Raw genomic sequence first — 24,920 nt, 5'->3', positions numbered from 1 at the left:
CGTGACGGCGCGCCCTGTGGGCCTGCTGGGGGTCACGAACCGGCGGGGGCGCTCTCCATCGGGGTAAGGGTGACGGTACGCGTCACCGTCGGCTTCGGCTCGGCGGTCGGCTCGACCGCGGGCACGCTGGTCGGCTCCGGGGTGAACGTGATCGTCGCCTCGGCCGTCGGCAGCTTCTCCGTCGTCGAGCCGGACTCCGACGGAATGGGCGTGGGGGCCTGGGTCTCCGGCATGCAGCTCGCGTCGGCGGCGGCGTCGGGGGCCTCCGGCAGCGCGTCCACCACGGAGACGTCGAGCTGGGCCGTCAGCGCCACGACACTGTCCTTGGGCGCGCCCGCCTTGGCGTCGACCACGACCTGCCGCTCGCCCAGGAACGTGTGCCCGGCCGGATCGAAGATCAGCTCCTCGCGCACGCCCCAGTCGGCGACCCGGCCCAGCGCCACGCCCACGCGTCCCGAGGAGTCGGCGACGCCCTCGGCCGCCTCGACGCCGGGGATCGCCTTCACCGCCTCGAACAGGGCCTCCCGCTGCGCCTTGGGCAGGTAGTTCTCCCTGACGAGGTCGCCGGCGCGGGTGAAGGCGACGGCGTCGGGATCGACGTCCTTGTCGCCCTTGGGCGCCGACTGGTAGAGGCGGTCGCGCATGGCCGTGGCGTCGGCCGGGAGCGTGCTCAGGTAGGCGTAGTCGTCGCGGTAGGGGCCGCGCAGGTCGGGGCAGGAGGCCAGCCGGTTCCACTCGCTGCCCCGCCGGCTCGTGGCTTCCGCCGGCAGCGGCTCGCCCGGCCAGGGGCGCGGCTCGCGGCCCTCGATCTGCAGCAGGCCGTCCTTGCTGCCGTCCACGGACTTCCAGATCCTGCGGTGCTGGCGGTAGAGGTAGCGGCTCTGCCCGCCGGAGCTGTCGATCGACTGCGAGCCGTACATGGTGTCGGACTCGATCAGGATGAACTGGTCCGGCCGGGGGTTCAGCTCGCCGGCCGACAGCATCACGGAGGTGGCCGGGCGGGCGTCCGTCCCGCCCTGGCCGGACAGCGCCACCGCCACGCCGCCGACCAGGACCACCGTGGCGCCGAAGGCCGCGGCCGTCTGCCAGCCCAGCCTGGGCAGCCGCAGGCGCCGCCCGCCGCGCGCCTCGGCCAGCAGTCGTTCCCTGGCCCGCGCGCGGGCCTGCGGCTCGTACGGCGGCGCCGGCGGCCTGCCGTCGGCGAACGTCCGGATCTCGTCATCCATGCTGGGGCTCCTCTGCGAAGGGATCGATGCCGCCGAGCGCCCTGCGTACCTTGACGCGGAGCCGGTGCAGCCTGGACCGGACGGTGCCGACGGGAACCCCGAGGGCGCGCGCGGCGTCCTCGTAGGTCAGGTCGGCCCACGCCACGAGCAGCAGCAGGTCGCGCTCGCTCGCGCTGAGCCTGGTCAGCGCCCTGGCCAGGCGGGGCTGGAGCTGCTCGGCGGTGACCCGGTCGGCGCTGCGCTCGTCGAACGTGCCAGGACGCTCGGCGCCGACCCTGGCCATGGCCGCGGTGCGCCGCCGTTCGGCCCTGCGGTGCTGGGACACGACCTTGGTGGCGATGCCGTACAGCCAGGGACGGGCGTCGGGCAGGGTGCGGTCGTAGCGGCCGCGGCCGCGGAAGGCGACGAGGAACACCTCCCCCGTCACGTCGTCGGCCAGCTCGGCGCCCAGGCGGCGGGCGGCGTACCTGTGGATCTCGTCGGCGTGCCGGTCGAACAGCGCGGCGAAACGCTCAGGATCGCTCAGCGAATGCCCGATCAGGGTCGAGTCATCCAGCGTTGCGGTTGTGTCCTCGACACTCACCACATCCGGTCCTCTCTCATGCGGTCACCCTGTTGTTGGCCGCACCCGGAAGCCCGGTTCCACCTTTTTCGGGCTATGCCGCCTTTCGCTGCTTTCGCCAGGCGGACAGGCCGTCGGGGGCCTCGTCCCCGACGAACCCGGCCGCCGTCAGCTCGGCGGCGAGCCGGTCGCCGCCGGGCCGGTGGGCCTCGCTGGTCACCTCGTCCTCGCTGATCACCACACCGCGCTGCCTGATGCGGTAGAGGAAACGGGAGCGCACGGTCTCGCCGGTGACGTCGAGCACCTGGCCCCAGACCTCGTAGGCGTGCCGCCCGACCTGGTAGGACCCCATGAGCTCCAGCTCACCCGGCGTGGGCGCGGGCCGCTCGCGCCAGTTGAACAGCAGCAGCCCGCCCGGTTCGAGCTGCCTGGCCAGCACCCGCCACAACTCCTCCCGCCGCCCGGCCGGGAACGCCTGCAGCACCGAGATCATCACGACGGCCTCGACCGGCTCGTCCACATCGACGTCGAGCGCCCCGCAGGCCAGCACGGTGACCCGGCGCCGGGCCTGCTCGTCGGCGGCCAGCCGCGACAGCAGCACCGACCGCATGGCCGGCGCCGGCTCGACGGCGTACACCTCGCCCTCCGTCGCGCGCACGATCACCTCGGTGATCAGGCCGGTGCCCGCGCCGATCTCCATGACGCCGCCCCGCACCCCCTTCAGCAGGGGCGGGAGCGACTCGCGGATCTCGGGGACGTGCCCGTCCTCGTGCCACAGGTCGTAGAACGGCACGGCCCTGGAGTACTGGTCATCAGTCATGGGTCATTTCTACGCCAGCCGGGCCGAGTCGATCGGCCTGACACCGTCGCCCGCCGACTCGTACCAGGTGATCGTGTCGGGGAAGGTCAGCGTGGCCAGCGCGTTCTGGAACAGCGGGCCCTTGGTCACCCGCCAGCGGAACGGCGGGCGCGGGATGCCGGCCAGCCGCGCCAGCAGGCCGCCCACCAGCGTCGCCAGCCCGAACTGGGTGAGCACGTTGGCCCAGCGCAGCAGCCGGCTGAGCGGGTTGCGGATCGGCGAGCAGACGACCTGGTAGATCTGCCCGGCCGAGGCCTTGGCCAGGTAGGAGTAGTGGACGTCGCCGGACAGGATCACCGCCGGCTTGCCGAGCCGGACCAGCAGCCTGCCCAGGTCCTCGAACGAGCGCCGGAAGGCCGCCCAGTGCTCCAGGTCGACGGCCTGGCGCAGCTGCTCCGACCACCGCTGCACCGTACGGCCCCACTTGCCGTCGCACAGCGCCTCGTTCCAGTTCTGGACGCCGTGCACGCCCTCGGGCAGCAGGAAGGGGATCGAGGAGCCGATGACCAGCCGCTCGGCCGGCGCGGCGGCCTGCTCCTGGAGCCAGGCCCACTCCTCGGGGTCGAGCATGCGCCGGTCGCCGGGGGTGAGCTGCCTGGCGCACCGGGTGTCGATCATGATGAGCCGGGTGTGCCCGAGGTCGCGGGTGTAGCTCCAGCGGTTGCTGCTCGGCTCGGCGTCGGCCTTGGCGGCGAAGGCGTCGAGGGCCGGGCCGCCGTCGCCGTCGCCCTCGGTGAGCTCGCGCACCAGCGGGTCGGCCGCGCGCTCGGCCGGCGTCAGGTTGCCGAGGTGCTGGTAGACGAAGTAGGCGCCGAGCCCGGCGACCACGCGGCGCGGCCACCAGCTCGTCAGGGCCATCTTCTCCCGCCAGGGCTGGGAGGTGTTCCAGTCGTCGCGCAGGTCGTGGTCGTCGAAGATCATGGCGGTGGGCACGGTGGACAGCAGCCAGCGGATCTCCGGGTCGGTCCACGCCTGGCGGTAGAGCTCGGCGTACTCCTCGTAGTCGGCGATCTCGCCCTGCGGCTCGGTGGTCCGGCGCGCGTGGATGTAGTCGAGCATCTGGGGCGAGGGGCTGTCGGCGTAGACCTGGTCGCCGAGGAGCAGCAGCAGGTCGGGCCACTCCTCCTCGTCGGCGCGCATGAGGCTCACGCCGTAGGCGCGCAGCACGTCGTCGCCGTGGGTGCGGACGTGGGCCGAGTCGTGCGGCACGCTCGTGCGGCACGACCCGAACGCCAGCCTGCGGGGCCCTTCGGCGGGCAGCAGCCGCACCCGGCTGGCCGGGCGACCCGCCAGCGGCCAGACCTGGTCCCCGTCGAGGCTGACGGAATAGGAGGCGATATCCTGGGACAGGTCAACGAGATCCACGATCGCGTAGTGGTGACCGTGCACGGTGAAGGTGGGCGACCGATAAGCCCCGCCTGCCGTCTCGACGGTGACCGTGCAGGGCTCGCTGGTCTCCACCCAGATCGAGGCACTGACCGAGTCGACGTGACGCAACATCGGCCCAACCACGAGTGCGGGCATCCAACCCTCCGGTTTTCGACGATTCGGCACACTCTCGCTCGATAGCCTGCCAGAGTGGCACGTTCCCAGCACGTTGATCAACGGCTTGGATATCCCTTCATAACCTAGGCAAGGTCAAACTGCCCGGCCTAGGATGATCGAGACAACACGCTCAAGAGGGAAGGCAACGGCGCCTTCTCCCACAAAATGGGCGCGCATACAGGAGGAAACTCGACCATGAGCATCATGGTGCCGTCAAAGACGCCGGCGCTGATCACACCTGGTCAACAGGCGCTCGACTCCGCTCTTCACCAACTCAACCAGGCCGCCGCCCACCTCGGGCTCGACGACGGCCTCCGCACGATGCTGGCCACGCCCCGCCGCTCGCTGACCGTCTCGGTCCCGGTGCGCCGCGAGGACGGACGCATGGACGTCGTCCAGGGCTACCGCGTCCAGCACAACGTCTCGCGCGGCCCCGCCAAGGGCGGCATCCGCTTTCATCCCAGCACCGACATCCACGAGGTCACCGCCCTGGCGATGTGGATGACGTGGAAGTGCGCGCTGGTCGGCATCCCGTACGGCGGCGCCAAGGGCGGCGTGGCCGTGGACCCGGGCGCGCTGACCACGATCGAGCTCGAACGGCTCACCCGCCGCTACGTCAACGAGATCCTGCCGCTGATCGGCCCGGAGAAGGACATCCCGGCCCCCGACGTCGGCACCGACGAGCAGACCATGGCCTGGATCATGGACACCTACAGCGTCAACGCCGGCTACTCGGTGCCCGGCGTGGTCACCGGCAAGCCGATGACGCTCGGCGGCTCGCTCGGCCGCACCGGCTCGACCTCGCGCGGCGTGCAGATCGCGGCCCTGGCCGCGCTCGGGCGCTCGCCGGAGGGCGTCACGGTCGCCGTGCAGGGCTTCGGCAAGGTGGGCGCGCTGGCCGCGCAGTACCTGTCCGACGAGGGCTGCAAGGTCGTCGCCGTCTCCGACGTCACCGGCGCGCTCTACGCGCCCGGCGGCCTCGACGTCGCCCGCGTGCGCGCCTGGGTGGCCGAGACCGGCGGCGTGGCCGGCTACCCGCACGCCGACGCCATGGCCCACGACGACCTGTTCGAGCTGGACGTGGACGTGCTCGTCCCGGCCGCGCTCGAAGGCGTGATCACCGAGGCGAACGCGCCCCGCGTGCGCGCCCGGCTGATCGTGGAGGGCGCCAACGGCCCCACCACGCCGGAGGCCGACGAGATCCTGGCCGCGAACGGCACCACCGTCGTGCCGGACATCCTGGCCAACGCGGGCGGGGTGATCGTGTCCTACCTGGAGTGGGTGCAGAACATGCAGGCCTTCTCCTGGAGCTCCCGTGAGGTCGAGGTGAAGCTGCGCGACCTGATGGAGGGCGCCTTCGCCGAGGTCAAGTCGATGTCCGCCGAGCGCGGGCTGACGCTGCGGGAGGCGGCGCACGTGATCGGCGTGGGCCGGGTCGCCGAGGCCCACAGCATGCGGGGCCTCTACCCCTGACCTACTTTGGTCGCACGTGACCCGCCCAAGGTCGGATGCCGGGGCGGGTCCCGTTCTGCGACGGTCGTGGTCATGAGGGGTTTCATCGGGGTCATGGCCATCATCCAGGGGCTCGGCGGGTTCGCCGGGCGCGTCTGGTTCGACACGGAGTGGGGGTTCGTGGGGCGGTTCGTGGAGCTGCCGCTGGCGGCCTACCTGGGGCTCGCGGTCGCGGGCCTGGCGTTGCTGCTGTGGTCCGGCCACGACGGGAAGAACCGCGAGAGCTGATCGCGGACGGGTCGGGCAGGATGGCCTCATGACCTATCCGGAACCACGCTATTCGGGCGACAAAGGCGAGCTGTCCGCCACGTACCGCCCCTACGAGCACGCCCCCGAGCTGACCTACCCGACCGGCAACACCGCCCACTACCTGGCCACCGGGGCCACCACCAACGGCCAGTTCGGGCTCTACCGCTGGGTGATGGGGCCCGAGCCGTCCGGCCCGAGCCCCCACTTCCACAAGTCGATCTCCGAGTCGTTCTACATCCTCGACGGATCGGTGCGGATCTACGACGGCAGCCGCTGGATCGACACCCGCCCCGGCGACTGGGTGCACGTGCCCGAGGGCGGCGTGCACGCCTTCCGCAACGAGTCGGGCGAGCCCGCGACCATGCTGCTGCACTTCGCCCCCGGCGCCCCTCGCGAGGGCTACTTCGAGGGGCTGCTCGACCTGGCCGGCAAGAGCGAGGAGGAGAAGGCCGAGTTCTTCATCCGCCACGACACGTACTGGCTGGACTGACGGGGGCCGGCGCCGGGGCCCGGTCGAGGGCCGCGGCCAGCTCTTCCAGCTCGCGCATCAGCCGCTCGGTGCGCTCCTGGCCGAACGCGGCGGCGACGGCCCGGTGGTGGTCGGCCACCGCGCCGTCCACCCGGGCCAGCAGGTCGCGCCCCCGGTCGGCCAGGAACACCGCCACCCGCCGCCGGTCGCCCGCCGACGCGCCCCGGTGGACCAGCGCCCGGTCGATGAGCCGGTCGACCGCCTTGGTGAGCGTCGGGTGCGGCATGAGCACCGCCTCGGCCAGCTCCCCCATCGAGTGGCCGCGGCCGTCGGCCAGCGCGCGCAGGATGCGCCACTGCTCGACGGTGACGTCCTCGCCGGCCAGGGTCGCCGCCAGGCCGCGCGTGACCTCGCGTTCGGCGCGGCTGAGCACGTACGCGAGTGAGGACCCCAGCCCGGATTTAGCCATGAGAGATCAGGTCCTTTCACCGGAGAGCTAGTTCGGAGGATACTCGTCGGCGTGGCGGCGATCGTCGATCCTTTCGAGGCCCGGCTCATCCCCTCGGACGCGGTCCGGATCGGCCTGGTCGTGCCCGTGTCGGGGGTGCTCGGGCTGGTGGGGCCGTGCGCGATCAACTGCGCGGTGCTGGCCGCCGAGGAGGTCGACGCCCGGGGCGGCGTGCTCGGCAGGCAGATCGAGCTGGTGCTGGTCGACGGCGGGCGGCCGGGGCGCGAGGTGGCGGCCGAGGTGGCCGGCCTGGTCGCGTCCGGCACGGTCGAGGCGGTGGTGGGCACGCACGCCAGCGACGTGCGGATCGACGTGGTCGCGGCGATCGGCGGGCGGGTCCCGTTCGTGTACGCGCCGCCGTACGAGGGCGGGGGGCACGCGCCGGGCGTCTACTTCCTCGGCGAGACCCCCGGCAGGCAGCTCGAACCGGGCATCGAATGGCTGGTCAGCGTCCACCGGGCACGCCGCTGGTTCCTGCTGGGCAACGACTACGTCTGGCCCCGCCTGGTGCACGCGGGCGCCCGCCGCCGGTTGCGGGCGCGCGGCGCGACCGTGGTCGGCGAGGCGTTCGTCCGGTACGGCGAGGCGGCCTCCTGGCTCGGCCGGATCGCCGACGCCCGCCCCGACGCGATCCTGCTCACGCTGATCGGCAGCGACCTGGTCGCCTTCAACCGGGCCTACGCGGCCGCCGGCCTCGGCGCGGCCCGGCTGTGCGGGGCGCTGGAGGAGCACGGGCTGCTCGGCATCGGCGGCGACGGCACCGGCGAGCTCTACGCGTCGATGGGCTACTTCCGCGACCTGCCGACCGAGGCCAGCCTGCACTTCGCCGAGCGGTACGCCAAACGCTTCGGCCCGCACGCCCCCATGCTCAACGCCCACGGCCATGGCTGCTACGAGGCCGTCGCGATGCTCGCCGCCCTGTCCGCGCGGGCGGGCAGCCTGGCCGTCCCCGCCCTCGACGCGGTGGCCGACGGCACCACGATCGTCAGCGCGCGCGGCCCGCTCACGCTGCTGAACCGGCAGGTGCGGCGCACGGTGCACCTCGGCAGGGCGGACGGCCTGGATTTCTTGCTTGAGAAACCTTTTCACTAGAAAGCTTTGGCTCTAAGGTGCGAAACGCCCCCCAACCTCAACAAGGAGCCGCGCAACATGAGCACCGTTGAGCAGTTCGGCTACCGCCAAGAGCTCAAACGCTCTCTGGGCTTCGCCGACCTGATGATCTATGGCCTGATCTTCATGGTGCCGATCGCACCGTTCGGCATCTTCGGCGGCGTGTTCCAGTCGTCCGGCGGCATGGTCGCGCTGGCCTACATCATCGGCCTGGTCGCCATGGCGTTCACGGCGCTGTCGTACTCGCAGATGGCCCAGGCGTTCCCCATGGCGGGCTCCGTCTACACCTACGCCGGGCGCGGCATCTCGGCGCCGGTCGGGTTCATCGCCGGATGGGCGATCCTGCTCGACTACATCCTGGTGCCGTCGCTGCTCTACCTCATCGCCAGCCTGGCCATGAACTCGTTCGTGCCCGGCATCCCGGTCTGGGGCTGGCTGGTCATCTTCGTGCTGCTCAACACGGCCGTCAACTACATGGGCATCCAGATGACCGCGCGCATCACGCGGGTGATGCTGGTCGCCGAGCTGGCCGTGCTGGCGATCTTCCTGGTGGTCGGCGGCATCGCCCTGGCGCAGGGCAAGGCCCAGGCGGGCGCGTTCACGCCGATCTTCGAGCCCTCGACGTTCACCTGGACGCTGGTGTTCGGCGCGGCGGCCACGGCGGTGCTGTCCTTCCTCGGCTTCGACGGCATCTCGACGCTGGCCGAGGAGAACAAGGAGGACGGCAGGCGGCTCGGCCGTTCGATGGTGGCGGCGCTCGGACTGGCCGCGGTGCTGTTCGTGGCGCAGACGTGGGTCGCGGCGCTGCTCATGCCGGACCGCGCGCAGCTGATCGCCAAGGGCGACGAGAACGGTGACGCCTTCTACCGCATGGCGGAGTTCGCCGGCGGCCACTGGCTGAGCGTGCTGACCGCCGTCGCCACCGCGATCGCCTGGGGCTTCGCCAACTCGCTGGTCGCCCAGGCGGCCACCTCGCGGCTGCTGTTCGCGATGGCCCGCGACCGCATGCTCCCCTCGTTCCTGGCCAAGGTCCACCCCAAGCACAAGGTGCCGGTGAACGCCACGCTGGCCGTCGCCGTGCTGTCGCTGGGCATCGGCCTCTACATGAGCAGCCTGGAGAACTACGGCATCCCGCTGCTCAGCCAGCTCGTGAACTTCGGCGCGATGACCGCCTTCCTGATCCTGCACGTGGCCGTCGTCGTCCACCACTGGTTCCGCAGGCGCAGCGGGAACGTGTGGGCGCACGTGGTCGCGCCGGCGATCGGCTTCCTCGTCCTGGCCGCCGTGGTGTACAACACCAAGCTGGTGACCCAGACGGTCGGCCTGATCTGGCTGGCGGTCGGGCTGGTCATCCTGGGTGTCAGCTATCTCGTCGGCCGCAGGCCCGTTCTTCCCTCGGAGGTCAAGTGAACGTCGTCTCCTACCACCCCACGCCGGAGGAGCTCAGTTACACCTTCGGCGGCCGTGCCGCCCTGGGCAGGGTGCGGCCCGGCACGGTGCTGGAGCTGTACACCGAGGACTGCTTCGGCGGCCGGGTGCGGACCGTGGAGGACCTGCCGTCGCGGGTCTGCGAGTTCCCGTACCTGAACCCCGTCACCGGTCCCTTCCACGTGGAGGGGGCCGAGCCGGGCGACACGCTGGCGCTGCACTTCGTCAAGATCACCCCGGCCCGTGACTGGGCGGTCTCCACCACGTTCCCGCACTTCGGCGCGCTGACCGGCACCCACACCACGGCGACGCTCCAGCCGCCGCTGGAGGAGCGGGTCTGGCGCTACGACATCGACGTGGACAAGGGCGTGGCCGTCTACCACGCGCGCAACAGCGACTTCAGCGTCGCGCTGCCGCTCGACCCGATGCACGGCACGGTGGGCGTGGCCCCGGGCGCGAACGAGGCCCGCATGACCATCACCCCCGACGCGCACGGCGGCAACATGGACACCCCGGAGCTGCGCGCCGGCGTCACCGTCTACCTGGGCGTCAACGTCGAGGGCGGCATGTTCTCGATCGGCGACGGCCACGGCCTGCAGGGGCACGGCGAGGTCTGCGGCACGGCCGTGGAGTCGGCCATGAACACGGTGGTCGCGGTCGAGCTGATCAAGGGCGTGGCCACGCCGTGGCCCCGGCTGGAGGACGACCTGCACCTGATGTCCACCGGCTCGGCCAGGCCCCTGGAGGACGCCTACCGCATCAGCCAGCACGACCTGGTGACCTGGACCTCGGAGCTGACCGGGCTCGACACGCTGGACGCGTACCAGCTCGTCAGCCAGGCCGGCCAGGCGCCGGTCGGGAACGTGTGCGACACCAACTACACCATGGTCGCCAAGCTGCCCAAGACCTACCTGGGCGCCCCCTCGGTGTACGAGGACGCCCACGCCCGCCTGCGCGCCCTGGGCGCCCAGTACGACGCATGACAATCCCCCACTTAGGTAAACCTTGGTGTCGCAGGTCAGGGCATTGATCATCTTCCCCGTAGAGTGGGAAAGTGCTCAGGTTGGTACTGTCTCTGGTCCTGCTCGATCCGGCTGGCGTCACCGATGTCGCGCAGCGCAGCGTCCCCGTCCCCCAGGTGCTGACCCCGGACGGCGACCGCCTGGGCTATGCGCCGGTCCCGCGCCCCTACACGGGGGCGCGGCGGCTGACCGGGGTGCTGCTCGGCCATGACCCCGTCACCCGCACCGACGTGTGGTGCGGCGGCGCGATCATCGGCTCACGCAGCCGCAGCCTGGTGCTGACGGCCGCGCACTGCCTCTACCACGACGGACGGCCGCTCAAGCGGCTGGTCTTCATGCCCGGGTTCGACAGGGGCAACCCGCGGCACGGCGTCTGGTCCGCGGTGCGCACGTGGGCGCCGGACCGCTGGCGGGCGAACCCCGACTCCCCCGACGTGCTGCCGTACGACGTCGGCCTGGTCGGGGTCGTCAAGGGCAAACGCCCGCTGGAGGACGTGGTCGGCCAGGGCCTGCCGCCCCTGCGCACGAGCCGCGGCGCCGGGCTGCGCGGGCTCGAACTGCTCGGCTACCCGGCGGGCAAGCGCTACCCGGGCACGCAGATGTACCGCTGCCTGGGCGACGCGGTCGAGGGCTCGACGGTGGGCCCCGGGCTGATGGTCACCCGCAACTGCCATGCCGCCGCCGGAGGGAGCGGCGGCCCGGTGCTGTACGGCGACTCGGTGGCGGGCGTGGTCTCCTCCTCCAGCCCGCTGAGCGACACCGACGGCTACACGGTGCTCGCCCGGCTGGGCGGGACGACGTTCGACCGCATGTTCGCCAGGGCCGACGAGTCGATGCGGGTCAGGAAGCCAGGCTGACGGCCTCTTCGCAGATGGCATGGGTGATCAGGGCGTCCTCGGCGCTGATCACCCGGCCCTCGCGGACCGCGAGCAGGAACTCCTGGCAGATCTGCTCGATGCCGCGCTGCCGGGCGACCGGCACCCAGTCGGGCCGCCTGGTGAGCGTCTCGCCGCCCTCGTAGTCGAGGACGTCGCCGAGGTTGACCACCCGCCGCTTGATGCCGTCGCCCATGACCTCGCAGGTCTCCTCGGCCGCGCCGCTGACCCGGTTCATGACGCCGATCGCGGTGAACCCGGCGCCCGACAGCTCAAGGACGATGTGTTCGAGCAGGTCGCGGCGGACGCGGGTGCGGATCCTGGTCTCGGTGACCGGGCCGGGGGCGAGGAACCTGAGCGTGTCCACGACGTGGATGAAGTCCTCGAAGATGGCTCGCCGGGGCGCGTCGGGGTAGTTGTCGCGGTTCTTCTCCAGCAGCACGAGATGACGGGGAAGGGCCATGAGCCCCGCGTAGCCGGGGGCGTGGCGGCGGTTGAAGCCGACCATCAGCGACCTGCCCTCGGATTCGGCCAGGCGCACCAGGCGCTCGGACTCGGCCAGGCTGTAGGCGATCGGCTTGTCGACGTAGACGTGGATCCCGGCGCTGAGCAGCGGCTCGACGATCTCCGGGTGCGCCTCGGTCGCGGCGTGCACGAACGCGGCGTCGACCCCCGCCTTGATCACCTCGTCGACACTGGTGGACCGGTCGGCGACGCGGTAGGCGTCACCGAGCCGGTCGAGCCGCGCGGTGTTGCGGGTGCACAGGTGGAGGTCGAGGGACTGGGCGGCGAGCACGGGCAGGTACGCCTTCTCCGCGATGTCGCCCAGGCCGATCATGGCTATCTTCATCCGTCGAGCGTAGCCTTCAGCGCGGCCTCCACCGGCGTAGGCGCGACGCCGAAGACCTGCTGAAACGCCGAGGAGTCGAGCACGTAGGGCGCGGTGAACTGGTAGCGCACGTGCCGCAGCTCGCCGATCATGGGCGAGAACAGCCCGGACACCCGCAGCAGCGGCCACGGCAGCGTGGTCATCGTGGGCGCCGGCAGGTCCAGCAGGGCGGCCATCCGGGCGCCGACCTCGCGGAAGGTCATCGGGTCGTTGGTGGGCACGTGCCAGGGGCGGCCCCACGCCCGCTCGTCGGCGCCGGCGACGATCAGGGCGTCGGCCACGTCCGGCAGGTAGGTCCAGCTGTGCGGGACGTCGGCGGGGAAGACGAGCCGGATCGTCCGGCCGGCCCTGAGCGGGGGGATGAAGCGGGTGCCCAGGTGGGACTGGTCGGTGGCGCCGGGGCCGAAGAAGTCCGAGCCGCGCACCTCGGTCACCCTGATCCGCCCTGCGCGGTGGGCGGCCAGCGCGTCGTGCCAGATCTTGGCCCGCACCCGGGCCTTGGGGGTGGTGGAGGCCAGCGGCAGGTCCTCGGTCATCGGGCCGGAGACGGGCCCGTACGGGTAGAGGTTGCCCAGGATGGCCAGGACGGCGCCGCTCGACTCCGCGGCGGCCAGGAACGAGGCGGCCATCGGCGGCCAGTCGGTCAGCCACCGGTGGTAGGCCGGGTTGACGCAGTTGTACAGGACGTCGGCCCCCTTGGCCAGCTCGGACAGCCGGGCCTGGTCGGCCACGTCGGCGGCCACCCTGACCGTGCCCTCCGGCCCGCGGCCCGACCGGGTCACGACGACGACCTCGTGCCCCTGCGCGGCGAGCTTGGCGGCCAGGTGCGTGCCGACCTGGCCGGACCCCACGACGACGTGCTTACCCATGATCAGACCTGCTTCCAGATGACGCGCAGCAGCGCGTTGACGACGAAGACGGCGGCGAAGACGATCGCCGGGGTGACCCGGCCGGCGGCGTAGAGCGCGAGCGCGCCGCCGCCGAACCAGACGATCTCCAGCGCGACGCGGGCCAGCCCGGTGAGCGGGATCGTGGCGTTCGCGCCGCCTCCCGCGCCGAACAGCGCCCACACGGCGATGAACAGCGCCGGGCCGCCCAGCCCCGCCAGGAGCTTGATCACCCAGTTGGGGCTGAGCGTGAAGCCCCAGTAGGCCACCGCGCCCAGCACGCCGAGCTCCAGGAAGAACATCAGGGCGGCGTTGGCGTTCTTGGCGAGGGCGAGCATGGGGATCTCCTGAGGGGGTGTGCGCTGTTCGCTTACGAGAGCAATGCTCTCTCAAAAGAGCGGCACTCGTCAAGAGCGGTGCTCTCGTTTTTTGCCAGTGCTCTGATAACCTGCTGTGCATGACAGCCAGCCGTACCGCGCGAGAGCGCGTGAGAGCCGAGCTCACCAGGGAGATCACCGACATCGCCCGCCGCCAACTGGCCACCGACGGCGCGGGCGGCCTGTCGCTGCGGGCCGTCGCGCGGGAGATGGGCATGGTCTCCTCGGCCATCTACCGCTACTTCCCGAGCCGCGACGACCTGCTGACCGCCCTGATCATCGACGGCTACAACGCGCTGGGCCAGGCCGTCGAGCAGGCCGAGGCCGCCTGCCCGCGCACGGCCCACCTCGGCCGCTGGCTGGCCGCCGGCCATGCCGTCCGCGACTGGGCGGTGGCGCACCCCCACGAGTACGCCCTGCTCTACGGCTCGCCCGTGCCCGGCTACCAGGCGCCGCAGGACACCGTCGCGGCCCGGCTGCGCGACGTCACCGTGCTCGGCGCGATCGTCACCGACGCCTGGAACGCGGGCGGGCTGCACCCGCCGGCCGCCCCCGAGCCGCCCGCCGAGGTGGCCGCGGACGCCGAGAACATCCGCGCCCTGATGCCCGGCGTGCCGGACGACGTGGTGTGGCGGGCGATGGCGTCCTGGTCGACGCTCTACGGCTGGGTCAACTTCGAGGTGTTCGGCCAGTTCAACAACACGATCGACAGCCGGCGGGCGGCCTTCGACCACGCACTGCGGCTGGCCGCCGCGGCGCTCGGCCTCGCCGCGTGACCGGAACGTCCCCGCACGGCGAAAGGGGCAGGAGTGAACGTGCACTCCTGCCCCTTGCGCGAGAACGTCAGCGCGTGGCGCGGTTGACCGCCGAGATGATGGCCTTGAGCGAGGCCGTGGTGGTGTTGGCGTCGATGCCCACGCCCCACAGCACCTGCCCGTCGACCTCGCACTCCAGGTAGGAGGCGGCCTTGGCGTCGGTGCCGGCGCTCATCGCGTGCTCGACGTAGTCGAGGACCCGCACCTTGATGCCGACGCCGGCGATGGCGTCGATGAAGGCCGAGATCGGGCCGTTGCCCACGCCCGCGATCTCCCGGATCTCACCGTCGAGACGCACGTCGGCGCCGATGCGGTCTTTGTCGTCGACGGTCGACTCGTGGCGGTGGGCCATGAGGCTCAGCCGGCCCCAGCGGTTGGCGGGGTTGGGCAGGTATTCGTCGCGGAAGATCTCGTACATGGCGGTGGGGCTGATCTCGCCGCCGCCTTCGTCGGTGCGGGCCTGCACGACCTTGGAGAACTCGATCTGCAGCCGGCGCGGCAGGTCGAGCTGGTGGTCGGCCTTCATGATGTAGGCCACGCCGCCCTTGCCCGACTGGCTGTTGACCCGGATGACGGCCTCGTAGGTGCGGCCGATGTCCTTGGGGTCGATCGGCAGGTAGGGCACCGCCCAGGTGAACTCGGCCACCGGCGTGCCGGCCGCCGCGGCGTCGCGCTCCAGGTGCTCGAAGCCCTTCTTGATGGCGTCCTGGTGGGAGCCGGAGAAGGCGGTGTAGACCAGCTCGCCGCCCCACGGGTGGCGCGGGTGCACGGGCAGCTGGTTGCAGTACTCGGTGACGCGGCGGATCTCGTCGATGTCACTGAAGTCGATCTCGGGGTCGACGCCCTGCGAGAACAGGTTCATGCCCAGGGTGACCAGGCACACGTTGCCGGTGCGCTCGCCGTTGCCGAACAGGCAGCCCTCGATGCGGTCGGCGCCGGCCATGTAGCCCAGCTCGGCGGCGGCCACGGCGCTGCCCCGGTCGTTGTGCGGGTGCAGCGACAGCACGATCGAGTCGCGGTGCCGCAGGTTGCGGTGCATCCACTCGATCTGGTCGGCGTAGACGTTGGGCGTGGCCATCTCGACCGTGGCGGGCAGGTTGATGATGACCTTGCGGTCGGGGGTGGGCTGCCACACCTCGTTGACGGCGTCGCACACCTCGACGGCGTACTCCAGCTCGGTGCCGGTGAACGACTCGGGCGAGTACTGGTAGAAGACGTCTACGTCGGTGGCCTCGGCCAGCTTCCTGACCAGCTTGGCGCCCTCGACGGCGATGGCGGTGATGCCCTCCTTGTCCTGGCCGAACACGACGCGGCGCTGGAGGGTGGAGGTCGAGTTGTACAGGTGGACGATGGCCTGCTTGGCGCCCTCGATCGCCTCGAAGGTGCGCTCGATCAGCTCGGGCCTGGCCTGGGTCAGCACCTGGATGACGACGTCGTCGGGGATGCGGCCCTCGTCGATGATCTGCCGGACGAAGTCGAAGTCGGTCTGGGAGGCGGCCGGGAAGCCCACCTCGATCTCTTTGTAGCCCATGCGTACCAGCAGCTCGAACATCTGGAGCTTGCGGTGGGAGTCCATCGGGTCGATCAGGGCCTGGTTGCCGTCGCGCAGGTCGACCGCGCACCACCGGGGCGCCTTGGTGATGACCTGGTCGGGCCAGGTGCGATCGGTCAGCCGGATCGGTTCGAACGGCTGATAACGATGGGCCGGCATGGGACTGGGCTGCTGGGCGTTCATGTCTGCTGCTCCTCGTCGGTCGAGTCGAAAGCGGCCGACGCGCATGACTGGCTCCGCGACGAGGGAGCCGGCCTTACAGGCCCTCGCCGCGGCAGCTAAGAAGCAGCCCGCGCAGCATGCCAAGCACGCTACCAGACGTCTCGGGATTCGCTGCCCTTGATCTCACATCATGAGAGCCGATCGGTCCACCGATGGTGAAACACCAGGTCAGGGCCGCGAAATTCCGGCGCGCGCCACTGTTGGTCCGGGAAGAGCACGCTCAGGCGAGTGACCTGGTCCGGGATGAGTACGCTCAGGCGAGTGACTGGTCCGGGATGAGCACGCTCAGGCAGGTGACGCAGCCCTCCAGCCGCTCGAACTCCGAGATGTCCACCCTCGTCACGACGAGCCCGCGCCGCTCCAGCATCGCCGCGGTCCTCGGGGCGGAGGCGGCCAGCAGCACCCGGTCGCCGCCCAGCGGCACCACGTGCGCGCCCGGCTCCTCCGGCGGTTCGAGCAGGCCGGGCAGCTCGACGCGACCGGGATCGCCGATGAGCGTCCCGTCGGGCAGGGCGGTCACCGCCGACTTCAGGTGCAGCACGCCGCGCAGGCCCACGGGCACGACCCGCCGCTCGGGCAGCAGGGCGGCGAGCTGGCTGACGCCCTCGTCGTCGGTGCGGGCCGACCTGCCGACGTACACGGTGGGGCCGACCTGGAGCACGTCGCCGCCGTCCAGGGTGCCGGGGCGGGCGATCCGGACCGCCTTCAGGCCGAGCTCCCGTACGGCCCGCTCCACGGACTCCACCTCCGGACGCCGCTCCGGCGCGCCCGGCCGGGTGAGCACGGCCAGCCGCCCCGACACCACCACCGCGTCCTCCACGAAGGGCGCGTCGGGCAGGTGGTCGGCGTCCTCGGCGTAGACCGGCCGCCATCCGGCCGCGGCCAGCGCCGCTACGTAGGCGTCGTGCTGGTGACGTGCGCGTTCGTGGTCCACGGGCTCGCGCTCGATGTGCGTGACGATGCCCTCGGCGATCCGGGGTCCGGGCTTCCTTACCAGCGCGATACCAGACATAGGGCGTGTTCTATCACGCAGTCGTTAGAGTCTTGGGCATGCGGGACGACGAGATTCTCACCAGGATCAGCGCTCTGGTCGCCGAGGAGCACGAGCTGCGCGGCAAACTGTCGGCGGGCGAGGTCACCTCCGACGAGGAGCACGCGCGGGTCAAGCAGCTGGAGGTGGCGCTCGACCAGTGCTGGGACCTGCTCCGGCAGCGCCGGGCCAGGCGCGGCGCGGGCGAGGACCCCGACGGCGCGGCCGTCCGCCCGGCCGGCGAGGTGGAGAACTACCGGCAGTAGGGCCCACCGGCGGTAAAACGGCTGGCCGGAGGCGGCGCCGATGCGATTGGCTGGACGGATGCACATCCAGCCAATCGACTCCGACCGGCCGGGCGAGCTGATGACGGGCCTGCACGACGCCTACCTGGCCGCCCACGCGCACGAGCCCGGCCCCAAGTTGTCGCTCACCCGCCTGTCCGTCATCGCCCTCCTGGGCCCGCCCGGTGACCGGGTCGAGTCCTGGGTCCTGACCGACGGCGGCAAGGTCGCCGGCGGCTACAGCCTGGCGCTGCCCCAGTCCGACAACCGGCACATGGGCTGGCTGTTCCCGCTCGTGGTCCGGCCCGAGCTGCGCGGCCGCGGCCTCGGGAGCGAGCTGTTCGAGCACGCCCTCGGCCGGATGCGCGCCCACGGCCGCACCCTGCTGCTCACCGAGACGCCCACCACCGGCGTCGGCGCCCGCTTCGCCCGCGCCCACGGGATGACGGTCGCGCTCCGGGAGGCCCGCCGCACGCTCGACCTGCGCACGGCCGACTGGGCCGCGCTGCGCGGCATGCTGCCCGAGGTGCCCGGCTACCGCGTCGAGCGGTTCGCCGGCCCGGCCGGCCCTGAGCTGCTGGCCGACCTCGCCACGCTGATGAGCGGCATGAACGACGCCCCGCGCGACGCCGACGTCGAGGACATGACCTTCAACCTCGACCGCCTGCGCCTGCGCGAGGAGCGCGTCACGCTCGGCGGCGAGACCTGTTACACGATGATCGCCAGGCGCGAGTCCGACGGCGCGCCCGCCGGCTACACGCGGATCTACCTCACCGCCGACCGCTCCGACGGCTGGGGCCACCAGGCCGACACCACCGTCCTGCGCGAGCACCGCGGCCATCGGCTGGGCCTGCTGCTGAAACTGTCCAACCTGCTGTGGCTGCGCGACCGCGAGCCCCACCTGGAGCGGATCATCACCTGGAACGCCACGTCCAACGCCCACATGCTGGCCATCAACGAGGCCATGGGGTTCGAGCTGCTCGACGAGTGGGACGAGTGGCGGCTGACGGTCTGACCTTTCCCCGGCTAACCTGACACGTCATGACGTTGGAGGCGTTGAGGGACGCGGATCCGCGGCAGGTGGGGCGCTACGCCCTCCTGGGCCGGCTGGGCGAGGGCGGCATGGGCGTCGTCTATCTGGGCGAGGAGCCCGGCGGCACCCGGGTGGCCGTCAAGCTCATCCACGCCAGGATGGACGCCGACCCCGACTTCCGGCGCAGGTTCGCCCGCGAGGTGGCCGCGGCCCGGCGGGTCGCCCGCTTCTGCACCGCCCCGGTGCTCGACGCCGACGTGCACGCGGACGTGGCCTACCTGGTCACCGAGTACGTCGAGGGGCCCAGCCTGGACGACGCGGTGCGCGACTCCGGGCCGCTGAAGGGCTCCGCGCTCGACGGGCTGGCCGCGGCCATGGCGATGGCGTTGCGGGCCATCCACGGGGCCGGGATCGTGCACCGTGACCTCAAGCCGTCGAACGTGCTGCTGTCCCAGGTGGGGCCCAAGGTCATCGACTTCGGCATCGCGCGGCTGGCGGAGTCGGAGATGAGCAGCGCGATCGTGGGGACGCCGTCGTACATGTCGCCCGAGCAGGTGGCGGGGTCGCAGGTCGGGCCGGCCTCGGACATCTTCTCGTGGGGCTGCACGGTCGCCTTCGCCGCCGGGGGGCTGCCGCCGTTCGGGTCGGGGTCGGTGCCGACGGTCCTGTTACGCATCGTCAACGAGGCTCCCGAGCTGCGGGGGTTGTCGGGGCCGCTGCTCGACCTGGTGACCGCGTCGCTGGCCAAGAGCCCGGCCGCCCGCCCCACGGCCCAGGATCTGATGGACGCCCTCAGCACCGCCACCCCCTCCGCCGCCCTCCCCACCCCACCCCCCTCCCCCACCACCGGGACGCCGCCCACCGTCCCCCCTTCACCTCCCGCCGCCGGGACGCCGGCCACCCTCCCCCCTTCACCTCCCGCCGCCGGGACGCCGCCCACCGTCCCCCCTTCTCCTCTCGAAGGGACGGACGCGACGACGGCGGGGAAGCGGCGGACGAGGCTGCTGGCCGCGGCCGCGGCGGTCGTGGTGGCGGCCGCCGGCGTCACCACGGCCCTGCTGTGGCCCCACGACGACACCCCCGCGAGCACCCGCCCGGCCACCGGCACAGAACCGGCCGCCACCGCCACCCCCCGCAACCCGCTGCGCGAGAACGGCGTCACCTTCTGGTCCGAGAAGGAGAAGGCCGCCGCCCGCCAGGCCGCCGTGTGGCGCGAGGACCGTCCGGCCGACGCCGCGCTCATGGACCGGCTGGCCGCCGTCCCGCACGCCATCCGCCTGAACCAGCCCGAGGTCAGGGCCACGGTCGAGAGCGCCGTGACCGCCGCGCAGGAGGCGGGCGGCGTGCCCGTCTTCCTGGTCAACTACATGCCGGGCGGCGGCGACTGCGCCGCCGTCGGCGCGGGCGAGATGCAGGTCTACCAGCAGTGGGTCAAGGGCGTCGCCCGGCAGATCGGCGACCGCAAGGCGGTGATCATCCTGGAGCCGTCCAGCCTGGTCAACCTGCCCGGCACCAAGGACTGCACACTGGCCGGCACGGCCGAGCAGCGCTACCGGGACCTGCGCGAGGCCGTGCAATCGCTCAAGACCGGGCACCCCGGCACGGCCGTCTACCTCGACGGCAGCCAGGACCTCTACCCCGGCACCGAGGTCATGGCCCAGCGCCTGATCGGCGCCGGGATCGACCGGGCCGACGGGTTCTTCGTCAACACCGCCTCCTTCCAGCCCACCCCCAAGGCCGTCGAGTACGGCAAGTCGCTGTCGGCCTGCATCGCCGTCATGCGCAGGACGGGCGGCGCCACCTGCCCGAAGGACGCCGACCCCGGCGGCGACCTGCCGCACTTCGTGGTGGACACGGCCAGGAACGGCCAGGGCTCGTGGTCGCCGACGAAGAAGTACAAAGACCCGCAGACCTGGTGCAACCCACCGGGCCGGGGCGTCGGCGAGCGGCCCACGACCGACACGGGCGAGGAGCTGGCGGACGCCTACCTGTGGATCACCCGGGCCGGCAGCTCCGGCGGACGGTGCCGGCGCGGCACGAACGGCGACAAGGACCCCGAACGCGGCGTGGTGGCGCCGGCGAGCGGCGAGTGGTGGGCCGATCTGGCGCTCGAACGCGCGAAGAACGCCCGGCCCCCGTTGCGCTGAGGAAAACCCGATGTTAAGCGCACGTTAGATCTGAGCCGCCGCACCTTGTCCGAACAACCTTCTGGGGAGAGGCTCTGGCCTGCATCCACTCCCCCCCAGGAGGTCCTACATGAACAAAGCGCGCGTGCCGTGGAAGGCAGTGATCGGCGGCTCCGTCGGCAATCTGGTCGAGTGGTACGACTGGTTCGTCTACAGCAGCTTCGCCGTGTACTTCGCCGCTTCGTTCTTCCCTGACGGGGACGACACGGCCAAGCTGCTCAACACCGCGGCCATCTTCGCCGTCGGCTTCTTCATGCGCCCGCTCGGCGGCTGGCTGCTCGGCCGCTACGCCGACCGCCGGGGCCGCAAGGCGGCGCTCACGCTGACCGTCACGCTGATGTCGGCCAGCGCGCTGCTGATCGCCATCGCCCCGACGTACGAGTCGGTCGGTTACGCCGGCGCGCTGGTCCTGGTGGTCGCGCGGCTGCTCCAGGGCCTGTCGGTGGGCGGCGAGTACGCCGCCAGCGCCACGTACCTGACCGAGGCCACCCCGCGCGGCCGGCGCGGCTTCGCCTCCAGCTTCCAGTACGTCTCCATGACCGCCGGCCAGCTCGTCGGCCTCGGCCTGCAGATCGTCCTGCAGAACACGATGTCGAAGGAGGCCCTGAACTCCTACGGCTGGCGGGTGCCGTTCGTGGTCGGGGCCGTGGCCGCCGCCGTCGTGTTCTACCTGCGCCGCAGCCTGCTGGAGACCGAGGCGTACGGCGAGGAGGAAGAGGAGCGCCGGGACAAGGGCACCATCCGGCAGCTTCTGGCGCACAAGAAGGAGGCGCTGCTGGTCATCGCCCTGACCATGGGCGGCACGGTCGCGTACTACACCTACACGACGTACCTCACCAAGTACCTGTCGAACACCGCGGGCCTGCCGAAGGAGACGGCCACGCTGGTCAGCTTCTGCGCGCTGTTCATCTTCATGTGCCTGCAGCCGCTGGCCGGGGCGCTGTCGGACCGCATCGGGCGCCGGCCGCTGCTGATCACGTTCGGGATCGGGTCGATGCTGGGAACGGTGCCGCTGATGACCGCGCTGGGCGGGGCGAGCGGCTTCGGGGGCGCGCTCGTCCTGTCGCTCGCCGGCCTGGTGATCGTGACCGGCTACACCTCGATCAACGCGGTGGTGAAGGCCGAGCTGTTCCCGACGCACGTGCGCGCGCTGGGGGTGGCGCTGCCGTACGCGATCGCGAACGCGCTGTTCGGCGGCACCGCCGAGTACGTCGCCCTGTGGTTCAAGGACAAGGGCATCGAGTCCGGCTTCTACTGGTACGTCTCCGCCTGCGCCGCCGTCTCCCTGGTCGTCTACCTGACCATGCGCGAGACCCGCGACGCGGCGCTGTCCCGCAGCGAGGGCGCCGAGCCGTCGGATCCGGTCACCGCCCGCGTCTAACCTGGCATCATGCGGGTTCTCCTGGTCGAGGACGACGATCGTCTCGCCTCCGCGCTCACCACCGCGCTGGCCCGGCACGGCCATTCGGTCACCCGCGCCGGCCTGGCCGTCGACGCCCTCCGCCTGGCGGGGGGCGTCGACTTCGTCCTGCTCGACCTGGGCCTGCCCGACATGGACGGGCTCGACGTGCTGCGCCGGCTGCGCCGCGTCTCGGCGGTGCCGCTCATCGTGGTCACCGCGCGCACGCAGGAGCGCGAGGTGCTGCGCGGCCTGCGCTCGGGGGCCGACGACTACCTGGTCAAGCCGTTCCGCACGGTCGAGCTGATGGCCCGCATGGAGGCGGTGCTGCGGCGCGGCACGCGTCCGATGCCGGCGCGCGACCACGTGGTGTGCGTCGGCGACGTGCGCATCGACCTGGAGTGCAGGCAGGTCACGGTGGCGGGGAAGCCGGTGGCGCTGACCAGGCGCGAGTTCGACGTGCTGGCGCTGCTGGCCCGCGAGCCGGGCGTGGTGCGCAGCCGGGAGGAGATCCTCGACGAGGTCTGGGGCGATCCGCTGCTGTCGGCGTCCCGGTCGCTCGACGTGCACGTGGCGGGGCTGCGGTCCAAGACCGGGCGTCCCGGGCTGGTGGAGACGTTGCGCGGCACCGGCTACCGGCTGGGCCCGGCGGGATGAACGCGCGGCTGGTGGTCACGTTCACCACGCTGATCGTCTTCCTGATCGCGGCGCTGGCGGTGCCGCTCGGCCTGGCCTACGCCTCCCACCGGACCAACCGCCTGCTGCTCGACCGGCGTGCCGACGCCACCCGCTTCGCCGAGCTGGCCGACGCCGCGGCCCGCGACGACGACCGCACGGGCCTGATCACCGAGGTGTCCCGCTACGCCGACCTGTACGGCGCGGCCGTCCGGGTGCGCGACCGCGACGGCTCGATCCTGGTCTCGGCCGGCCGGTTCGAGGCCGACGACCGGGAGGCGACCCGGCTCGCGCTGTCCGGCCGCACGACCGAGGACCTGCCCACGGTCAGCCCGTTCGGCCCGGCCACGGTGCTGCTGGCCGAGCCCGCCGGGCGTGACGCGCAGGTGTCCGGCGTGGTGCTGCTGGAGGCCCCGACCGGGCAGGCCCGGCTGGACGTGTCGCTGGTCTGGGGCGCGCTGGCGGCGGGGGCGCTGGTCGCGCTGGCCTGGTCGGCGCTGGCGGCCCGGCGGCTGGCCCGCTGGATCCTGCGGCCGGTGACCGAGCTCGACCGCACCACGCGGGCCATCGCGCAGGGCCGGCTCGACGCGCGGGCGCATCCCGGGGCGGGCCCGTCGGAGCTGCGGCGGCTGGAGGAGCGCTTCAACGCGATGGCCGACGCGGTCTCGGCGGCCATGGAACGGCAGCGGGCCTTCGTGGCCGACGCCTCGCACGAGCTGCGCACCCCGCTCACCGTGCTCGGGCTGCGGCTGGAGAACCTGGAGCCGCACCTGCGCGAGGAGGGCACGGCCGAGTACGCCGAGGCGATGTCCGAGCTCGACCGGCTGGCGTTGCTGGTGGAGGACCTGCTGGTGCTGGCCAAGGTCGAGGCGGGCGCGGGCCTGGCGGGCAAGGAGGCCGGGCTCGGCGAGCGGCTGGCGGTGTGGCGCGAGGTCTACGCGGCCAAGGGCGTGTGCCTGGTGGCCGACGTCCCGGCGGGCGCGGTGGTGCCGGAGGCGGCGGCCAGGATCGCCGACATCGCCCTGGACAACGCCCAGAAGTTCGTCCCCGAGGGCGGCACGGTGACGGTCACGCTCGACGGCGGGGTGCTGCGCGTCGCCGACGACGGGCCGGGGCTGGGCGCGGCGGAGCGGGCCGAGGCGCTGGGGCGGTTCTGGCGGTCGGGGGCGCACGCGAACGTCCCGGGCAGCGGGCTCGGCCTGGCCATCGCGGCCGAGCTGGCCAAGGCGTGCGGGGCCACCCTGCGGCTGCTGCCCGCCGTGCCGCACGGGCTGGTGGTCGAGCTGGCCCTGGCTCAGCCGTAGACCGAGCGGTAGTAGCGGGCCGCGCCCGGGTGCAGGGGCACGACGCCGGTGCCGATGGCGTAACGCCTGTCGAGGCGGCCGCCGGGAGCGGAGGGGGCCTGGAGGCGGTCGCGGGCGCGGAAGAGCGTCTCGGTGACGGTGAAGGCCAGGTCGTCGGGGAGCGTCGTACGGCACATCAGGTAGCTCGGCGTGCCCACGGTCGGCACCTGCCTGGCCAGCCCGTACGCGCCGGCCGGCACGGCGGCGTGCTCGTAGACCGGACCGTAGCGGCGGCGCAGCACCGGCACCAGCGACTCCAGCGGCACCAGCGCGATGTCGTCGAGCGCGGCGAGCGCGGGCGTCGGCACGCCGCCCGACCAGAAGAACGCCTCGATGCGGCCGCCGCGCAGCTCGGTGACGGAGGCGTCGAGGCCGAGCCTGGTGATCTGCGGCGGCGTGCGCAGCCCGGCGGCCGACAACACGCGCGTCGCGGTCACCGCCGTGCCCGACCCCTCGACCCCGATCGACACCGGACGCCCCGCCAGGTCGCCGACGCCGGTGATGCGCGCGCCCTCGCGGACGACCAGATGCACGTAGTTCATGTACATCCGGGCCAGCGCGGAGACCGGCTGGTGGCGCACCCTGACCGCGTCGTCGGCGCTGTCGGCCAGCGCGAACCCGACGTCGGCCCGGCCGCCGGCCATCATGGTGAGGTTCTGGACGCTGGCCGCGGTCTCCACCACTCGCACGGTCAGCCCGTCGTGCCGCAGCTCGCCCGCCAGCCGCTGCCCGAGCGCGCCGTACGGGCCGCCCGCCAGCCCGGTGACCAGCCGCAGCTCGGCGGGGCCGGCCGTGGAGCAGCCGGCCGCGAGCGCGGCGAGCCCGAGGAAGGCTCGGCGGGACATGGGCATGATGTCACGGTA

Annotated in this window: 25 protein-coding genes; 14 read left to right on the top strand and 11 right to left on the bottom strand. The window is 72.3% G+C overall.

Features of this window, described 5'->3' with window-relative positions:
* Window positions 1–32 precede the first annotated feature (32 nt).
* The 4 genes from ACFYUV_RS27415 to ACFYUV_RS27400 form a co-directional block, all read right to left on the bottom strand.
* Window positions 33–1,226, bottom strand: a complete 1,194-nt coding sequence (locus ACFYUV_RS27415; RefSeq protein ID WP_387672559.1) for a CU044_5270 family protein — start codon at window positions 1,224–1,226, stop codon at window positions 33–35.
* Window positions 1,219–1,809, bottom strand: a complete 591-nt coding sequence (locus ACFYUV_RS27410) for an RNA polymerase sigma factor (protein WP_352352506.1) — start codon at window positions 1,807–1,809, stop codon at window positions 1,219–1,221. The genes ACFYUV_RS27415 and ACFYUV_RS27410 overlap by 8 nt, the downstream gene beginning before the upstream one ends.
* Window positions 1,810–1,882: 73 nt before the next feature.
* The gene (locus ACFYUV_RS27405; protein ID WP_387672556.1) at window positions 1,883–2,608 is read right to left on the bottom strand and encodes a class I SAM-dependent methyltransferase; all 726 of its coding nucleotides are present in this window, start codon (window positions 2,606–2,608) and stop codon (window positions 1,883–1,885) included.
* Between the two features lie 9 nt (window positions 2,609–2,617).
* On the bottom strand, window positions 2,618–4,147 hold the full coding sequence (locus tag ACFYUV_RS27400) for an alkaline phosphatase D family protein (RefSeq protein WP_387672554.1): 1,530 nt from the start codon (window positions 4,145–4,147) through the stop codon (window positions 2,618–2,620).
* 240 nt (window positions 4,148–4,387) lie between these two features.
* Between ACFYUV_RS27400 and ACFYUV_RS27395 the strand changes: the two genes are divergently transcribed.
* From ACFYUV_RS27395 to ACFYUV_RS27385, 3 genes are all read left to right on the top strand, one after another.
* Complete coding sequence (locus ACFYUV_RS27395; RefSeq protein WP_358292094.1) at window positions 4,388–5,665, top strand: Glu/Leu/Phe/Val dehydrogenase; 1,278 nt, start codon at window positions 4,388–4,390, stop codon at window positions 5,663–5,665.
* Between the two features lie 72 nt (window positions 5,666–5,737).
* On the top strand, window positions 5,738–5,932 hold the full coding sequence (locus ACFYUV_RS27390; RefSeq protein ID WP_352323421.1) for a hypothetical protein: 195 nt from the start codon (window positions 5,738–5,740) through the stop codon (window positions 5,930–5,932).
* Between the two features lie 28 nt (window positions 5,933–5,960).
* Complete coding sequence (locus tag ACFYUV_RS27385) at window positions 5,961–6,443, top strand: cupin domain-containing protein (protein ID WP_358292092.1); 483 nt, start codon at window positions 5,961–5,963, stop codon at window positions 6,441–6,443.
* Here the strand turns inward: ACFYUV_RS27385 and ACFYUV_RS27380 are convergent.
* Complete coding sequence (locus tag ACFYUV_RS27380; RefSeq protein WP_387672549.1) at window positions 6,412–6,891, bottom strand: MarR family winged helix-turn-helix transcriptional regulator; 480 nt, start codon at window positions 6,889–6,891, stop codon at window positions 6,412–6,414. The two genes, ACFYUV_RS27385 and ACFYUV_RS27380, sit on opposite strands and share 32 nt — an antisense overlap.
* A 51-nt stretch (window positions 6,892–6,942) precedes the next feature.
* Between ACFYUV_RS27380 and ACFYUV_RS27375 the strand changes: the two genes are divergently transcribed.
* From ACFYUV_RS27375 to ACFYUV_RS27360, 4 genes are all read left to right on the top strand, one after another.
* Window positions 6,943–8,022, top strand: a complete 1,080-nt coding sequence (locus ACFYUV_RS27375; protein WP_387672546.1) for a substrate-binding domain-containing protein — start codon at window positions 6,943–6,945, stop codon at window positions 8,020–8,022.
* A gap of 57 nt (window positions 8,023–8,079) precedes the next feature.
* Window positions 8,080–9,450 carry an APC family permease gene (locus ACFYUV_RS27370; protein WP_387672543.1) on the top strand — a complete coding sequence of 457 codons (1,371 nt, stop codon included), beginning with the start codon at window positions 8,080–8,082 and terminating at the stop codon, window positions 9,448–9,450.
* On the top strand, window positions 9,447–10,451 hold the full coding sequence (locus tag ACFYUV_RS27365) for an acetamidase/formamidase family protein (protein WP_387672540.1): 1,005 nt from the start codon (window positions 9,447–9,449) through the stop codon (window positions 10,449–10,451). Before ACFYUV_RS27370 ends, ACFYUV_RS27365 begins: the two co-directional genes overlap by 4 nt.
* A gap of 71 nt (window positions 10,452–10,522) precedes the next feature.
* Window positions 10,523–11,347, top strand: a complete 825-nt coding sequence (locus ACFYUV_RS27360) for a hypothetical protein (protein WP_364339585.1) — start codon at window positions 10,523–10,525, stop codon at window positions 11,345–11,347.
* Here the strand turns inward: ACFYUV_RS27360 and ACFYUV_RS27355 are convergent.
* Genes ACFYUV_RS27355 through ACFYUV_RS27345 form a run of 3 tightly spaced genes read right to left on the bottom strand, consistent with a single transcriptional unit; the run spans window position 11,331 to window position 13,479 of the window.
* Window positions 11,331–12,215, bottom strand: a complete 885-nt coding sequence (locus tag ACFYUV_RS27355; RefSeq protein ID WP_358292079.1) for a Gfo/Idh/MocA family oxidoreductase — start codon at window positions 12,213–12,215, stop codon at window positions 11,331–11,333. The two genes, ACFYUV_RS27360 and ACFYUV_RS27355, sit on opposite strands and share 17 nt — an antisense overlap.
* A complete protein-coding gene (locus ACFYUV_RS27350) occupies window positions 12,212–13,123 on the bottom strand; it encodes an NAD-dependent epimerase/dehydratase family protein (protein WP_387672536.1) in 912 nt (303 codons plus the stop codon). The genes ACFYUV_RS27355 and ACFYUV_RS27350 overlap by 4 nt, the downstream gene beginning before the upstream one ends.
* 2 nt (window positions 13,124–13,125) lie before the next feature.
* The gene (locus tag ACFYUV_RS27345; protein WP_352327992.1) at window positions 13,126–13,479 is read right to left on the bottom strand and encodes a YrdB family protein; all 354 of its coding nucleotides are present in this window, start codon (window positions 13,477–13,479) and stop codon (window positions 13,126–13,128) included.
* A 119-nt stretch (window positions 13,480–13,598) separates the two neighbouring features.
* On the opposite strand from ACFYUV_RS27345, the gene ACFYUV_RS27340 reads away from it, so the two are divergent.
* Window positions 13,599–14,294, top strand: a complete 696-nt coding sequence (locus tag ACFYUV_RS27340) for a TetR/AcrR family transcriptional regulator (protein ID WP_358292074.1) — start codon at window positions 13,599–13,601, stop codon at window positions 14,292–14,294.
* Window positions 14,295–14,361: 67 nt separating this feature from the next.
* Here the strand turns inward: ACFYUV_RS27340 and leuA are convergent, their stop codons facing one another.
* Entirely contained in the window at window positions 14,362–16,068 is a 1,707-nt protein-coding gene (leuA, locus tag ACFYUV_RS27335) for a 2-isopropylmalate synthase (protein ID WP_387672531.1), read from the bottom strand.
* 292 nt (window positions 16,069–16,360) lie between these two features.
* Entirely contained in the window at window positions 16,361–17,119 is a 759-nt protein-coding gene (ddaH, locus tag ACFYUV_RS27330; protein WP_387672528.1) for a dimethylargininase, read from the bottom strand.
* A gap of 38 nt (window positions 17,120–17,157) precedes the next feature.
* Here ddaH and ACFYUV_RS27325 point away from each other — a divergent pair, with 38 nt between their 5' ends.
* From ACFYUV_RS27325 to ACFYUV_RS27300, 6 genes are all read left to right on the top strand, one after another.
* The gene (locus ACFYUV_RS27325; protein WP_387672525.1) at window positions 17,158–17,403 is read left to right on the top strand and encodes a DUF2630 family protein; all 246 of its coding nucleotides are present in this window, start codon (window positions 17,158–17,160) and stop codon (window positions 17,401–17,403) included.
* Window positions 17,404–17,461: 58 nt separating this feature from the next.
* Entirely contained in the window at window positions 17,462–18,436 is a 975-nt protein-coding gene (locus ACFYUV_RS27320) for a GNAT family N-acetyltransferase (protein ID WP_387672519.1), read from the top strand.
* Between the two features lie 26 nt (window positions 18,437–18,462).
* Window positions 18,463–20,601: a glycoside hydrolase family 6 protein gene (locus ACFYUV_RS27315; protein ID WP_387672516.1), complete on the top strand. Its 2,139-nt coding sequence runs from the start codon at window positions 18,463–18,465 to the stop codon at window positions 20,599–20,601.
* Window positions 20,602–20,710: 109 nt separating this feature from the next.
* Window positions 20,711–22,021: an MFS transporter gene (locus ACFYUV_RS27310; RefSeq protein WP_387672514.1), complete on the top strand. Its 1,311-nt coding sequence runs from the start codon at window positions 20,711–20,713 to the stop codon at window positions 22,019–22,021.
* A gap of 9 nt (window positions 22,022–22,030) precedes the next feature.
* Entirely contained in the window at window positions 22,031–22,696 is a 666-nt protein-coding gene (locus ACFYUV_RS27305) for a response regulator transcription factor (RefSeq protein WP_387672511.1), read from the top strand.
* The gene (locus tag ACFYUV_RS27300) at window positions 22,693–24,018 is read left to right on the top strand and encodes an ATP-binding protein (RefSeq protein WP_387672508.1); all 1,326 of its coding nucleotides are present in this window, start codon (window positions 22,693–22,695) and stop codon (window positions 24,016–24,018) included. Before ACFYUV_RS27305 ends, ACFYUV_RS27300 begins: the two co-directional genes overlap by 4 nt.
* Here ACFYUV_RS27300 and ACFYUV_RS27295 read toward each other — a convergent pair.
* Entirely contained in the window at window positions 24,009–24,908 is a 900-nt protein-coding gene (locus tag ACFYUV_RS27295; protein WP_387672505.1) for a TAXI family TRAP transporter solute-binding subunit, read from the bottom strand. The two genes, ACFYUV_RS27300 and ACFYUV_RS27295, sit on opposite strands and share 10 nt — an antisense overlap.
* Between the last annotated feature and the right edge of the window lie 12 nt (window positions 24,909–24,920).

The organism is Nonomuraea sp. NPDC003560, assembly GCF_042878785.1.
GTDB lineage: Bacteria > Actinomycetota > Actinomycetes > Streptosporangiales > Streptosporangiaceae > Nonomuraea.
This window is presented reverse-complemented; position numbering and strand designations above follow the sequence as displayed.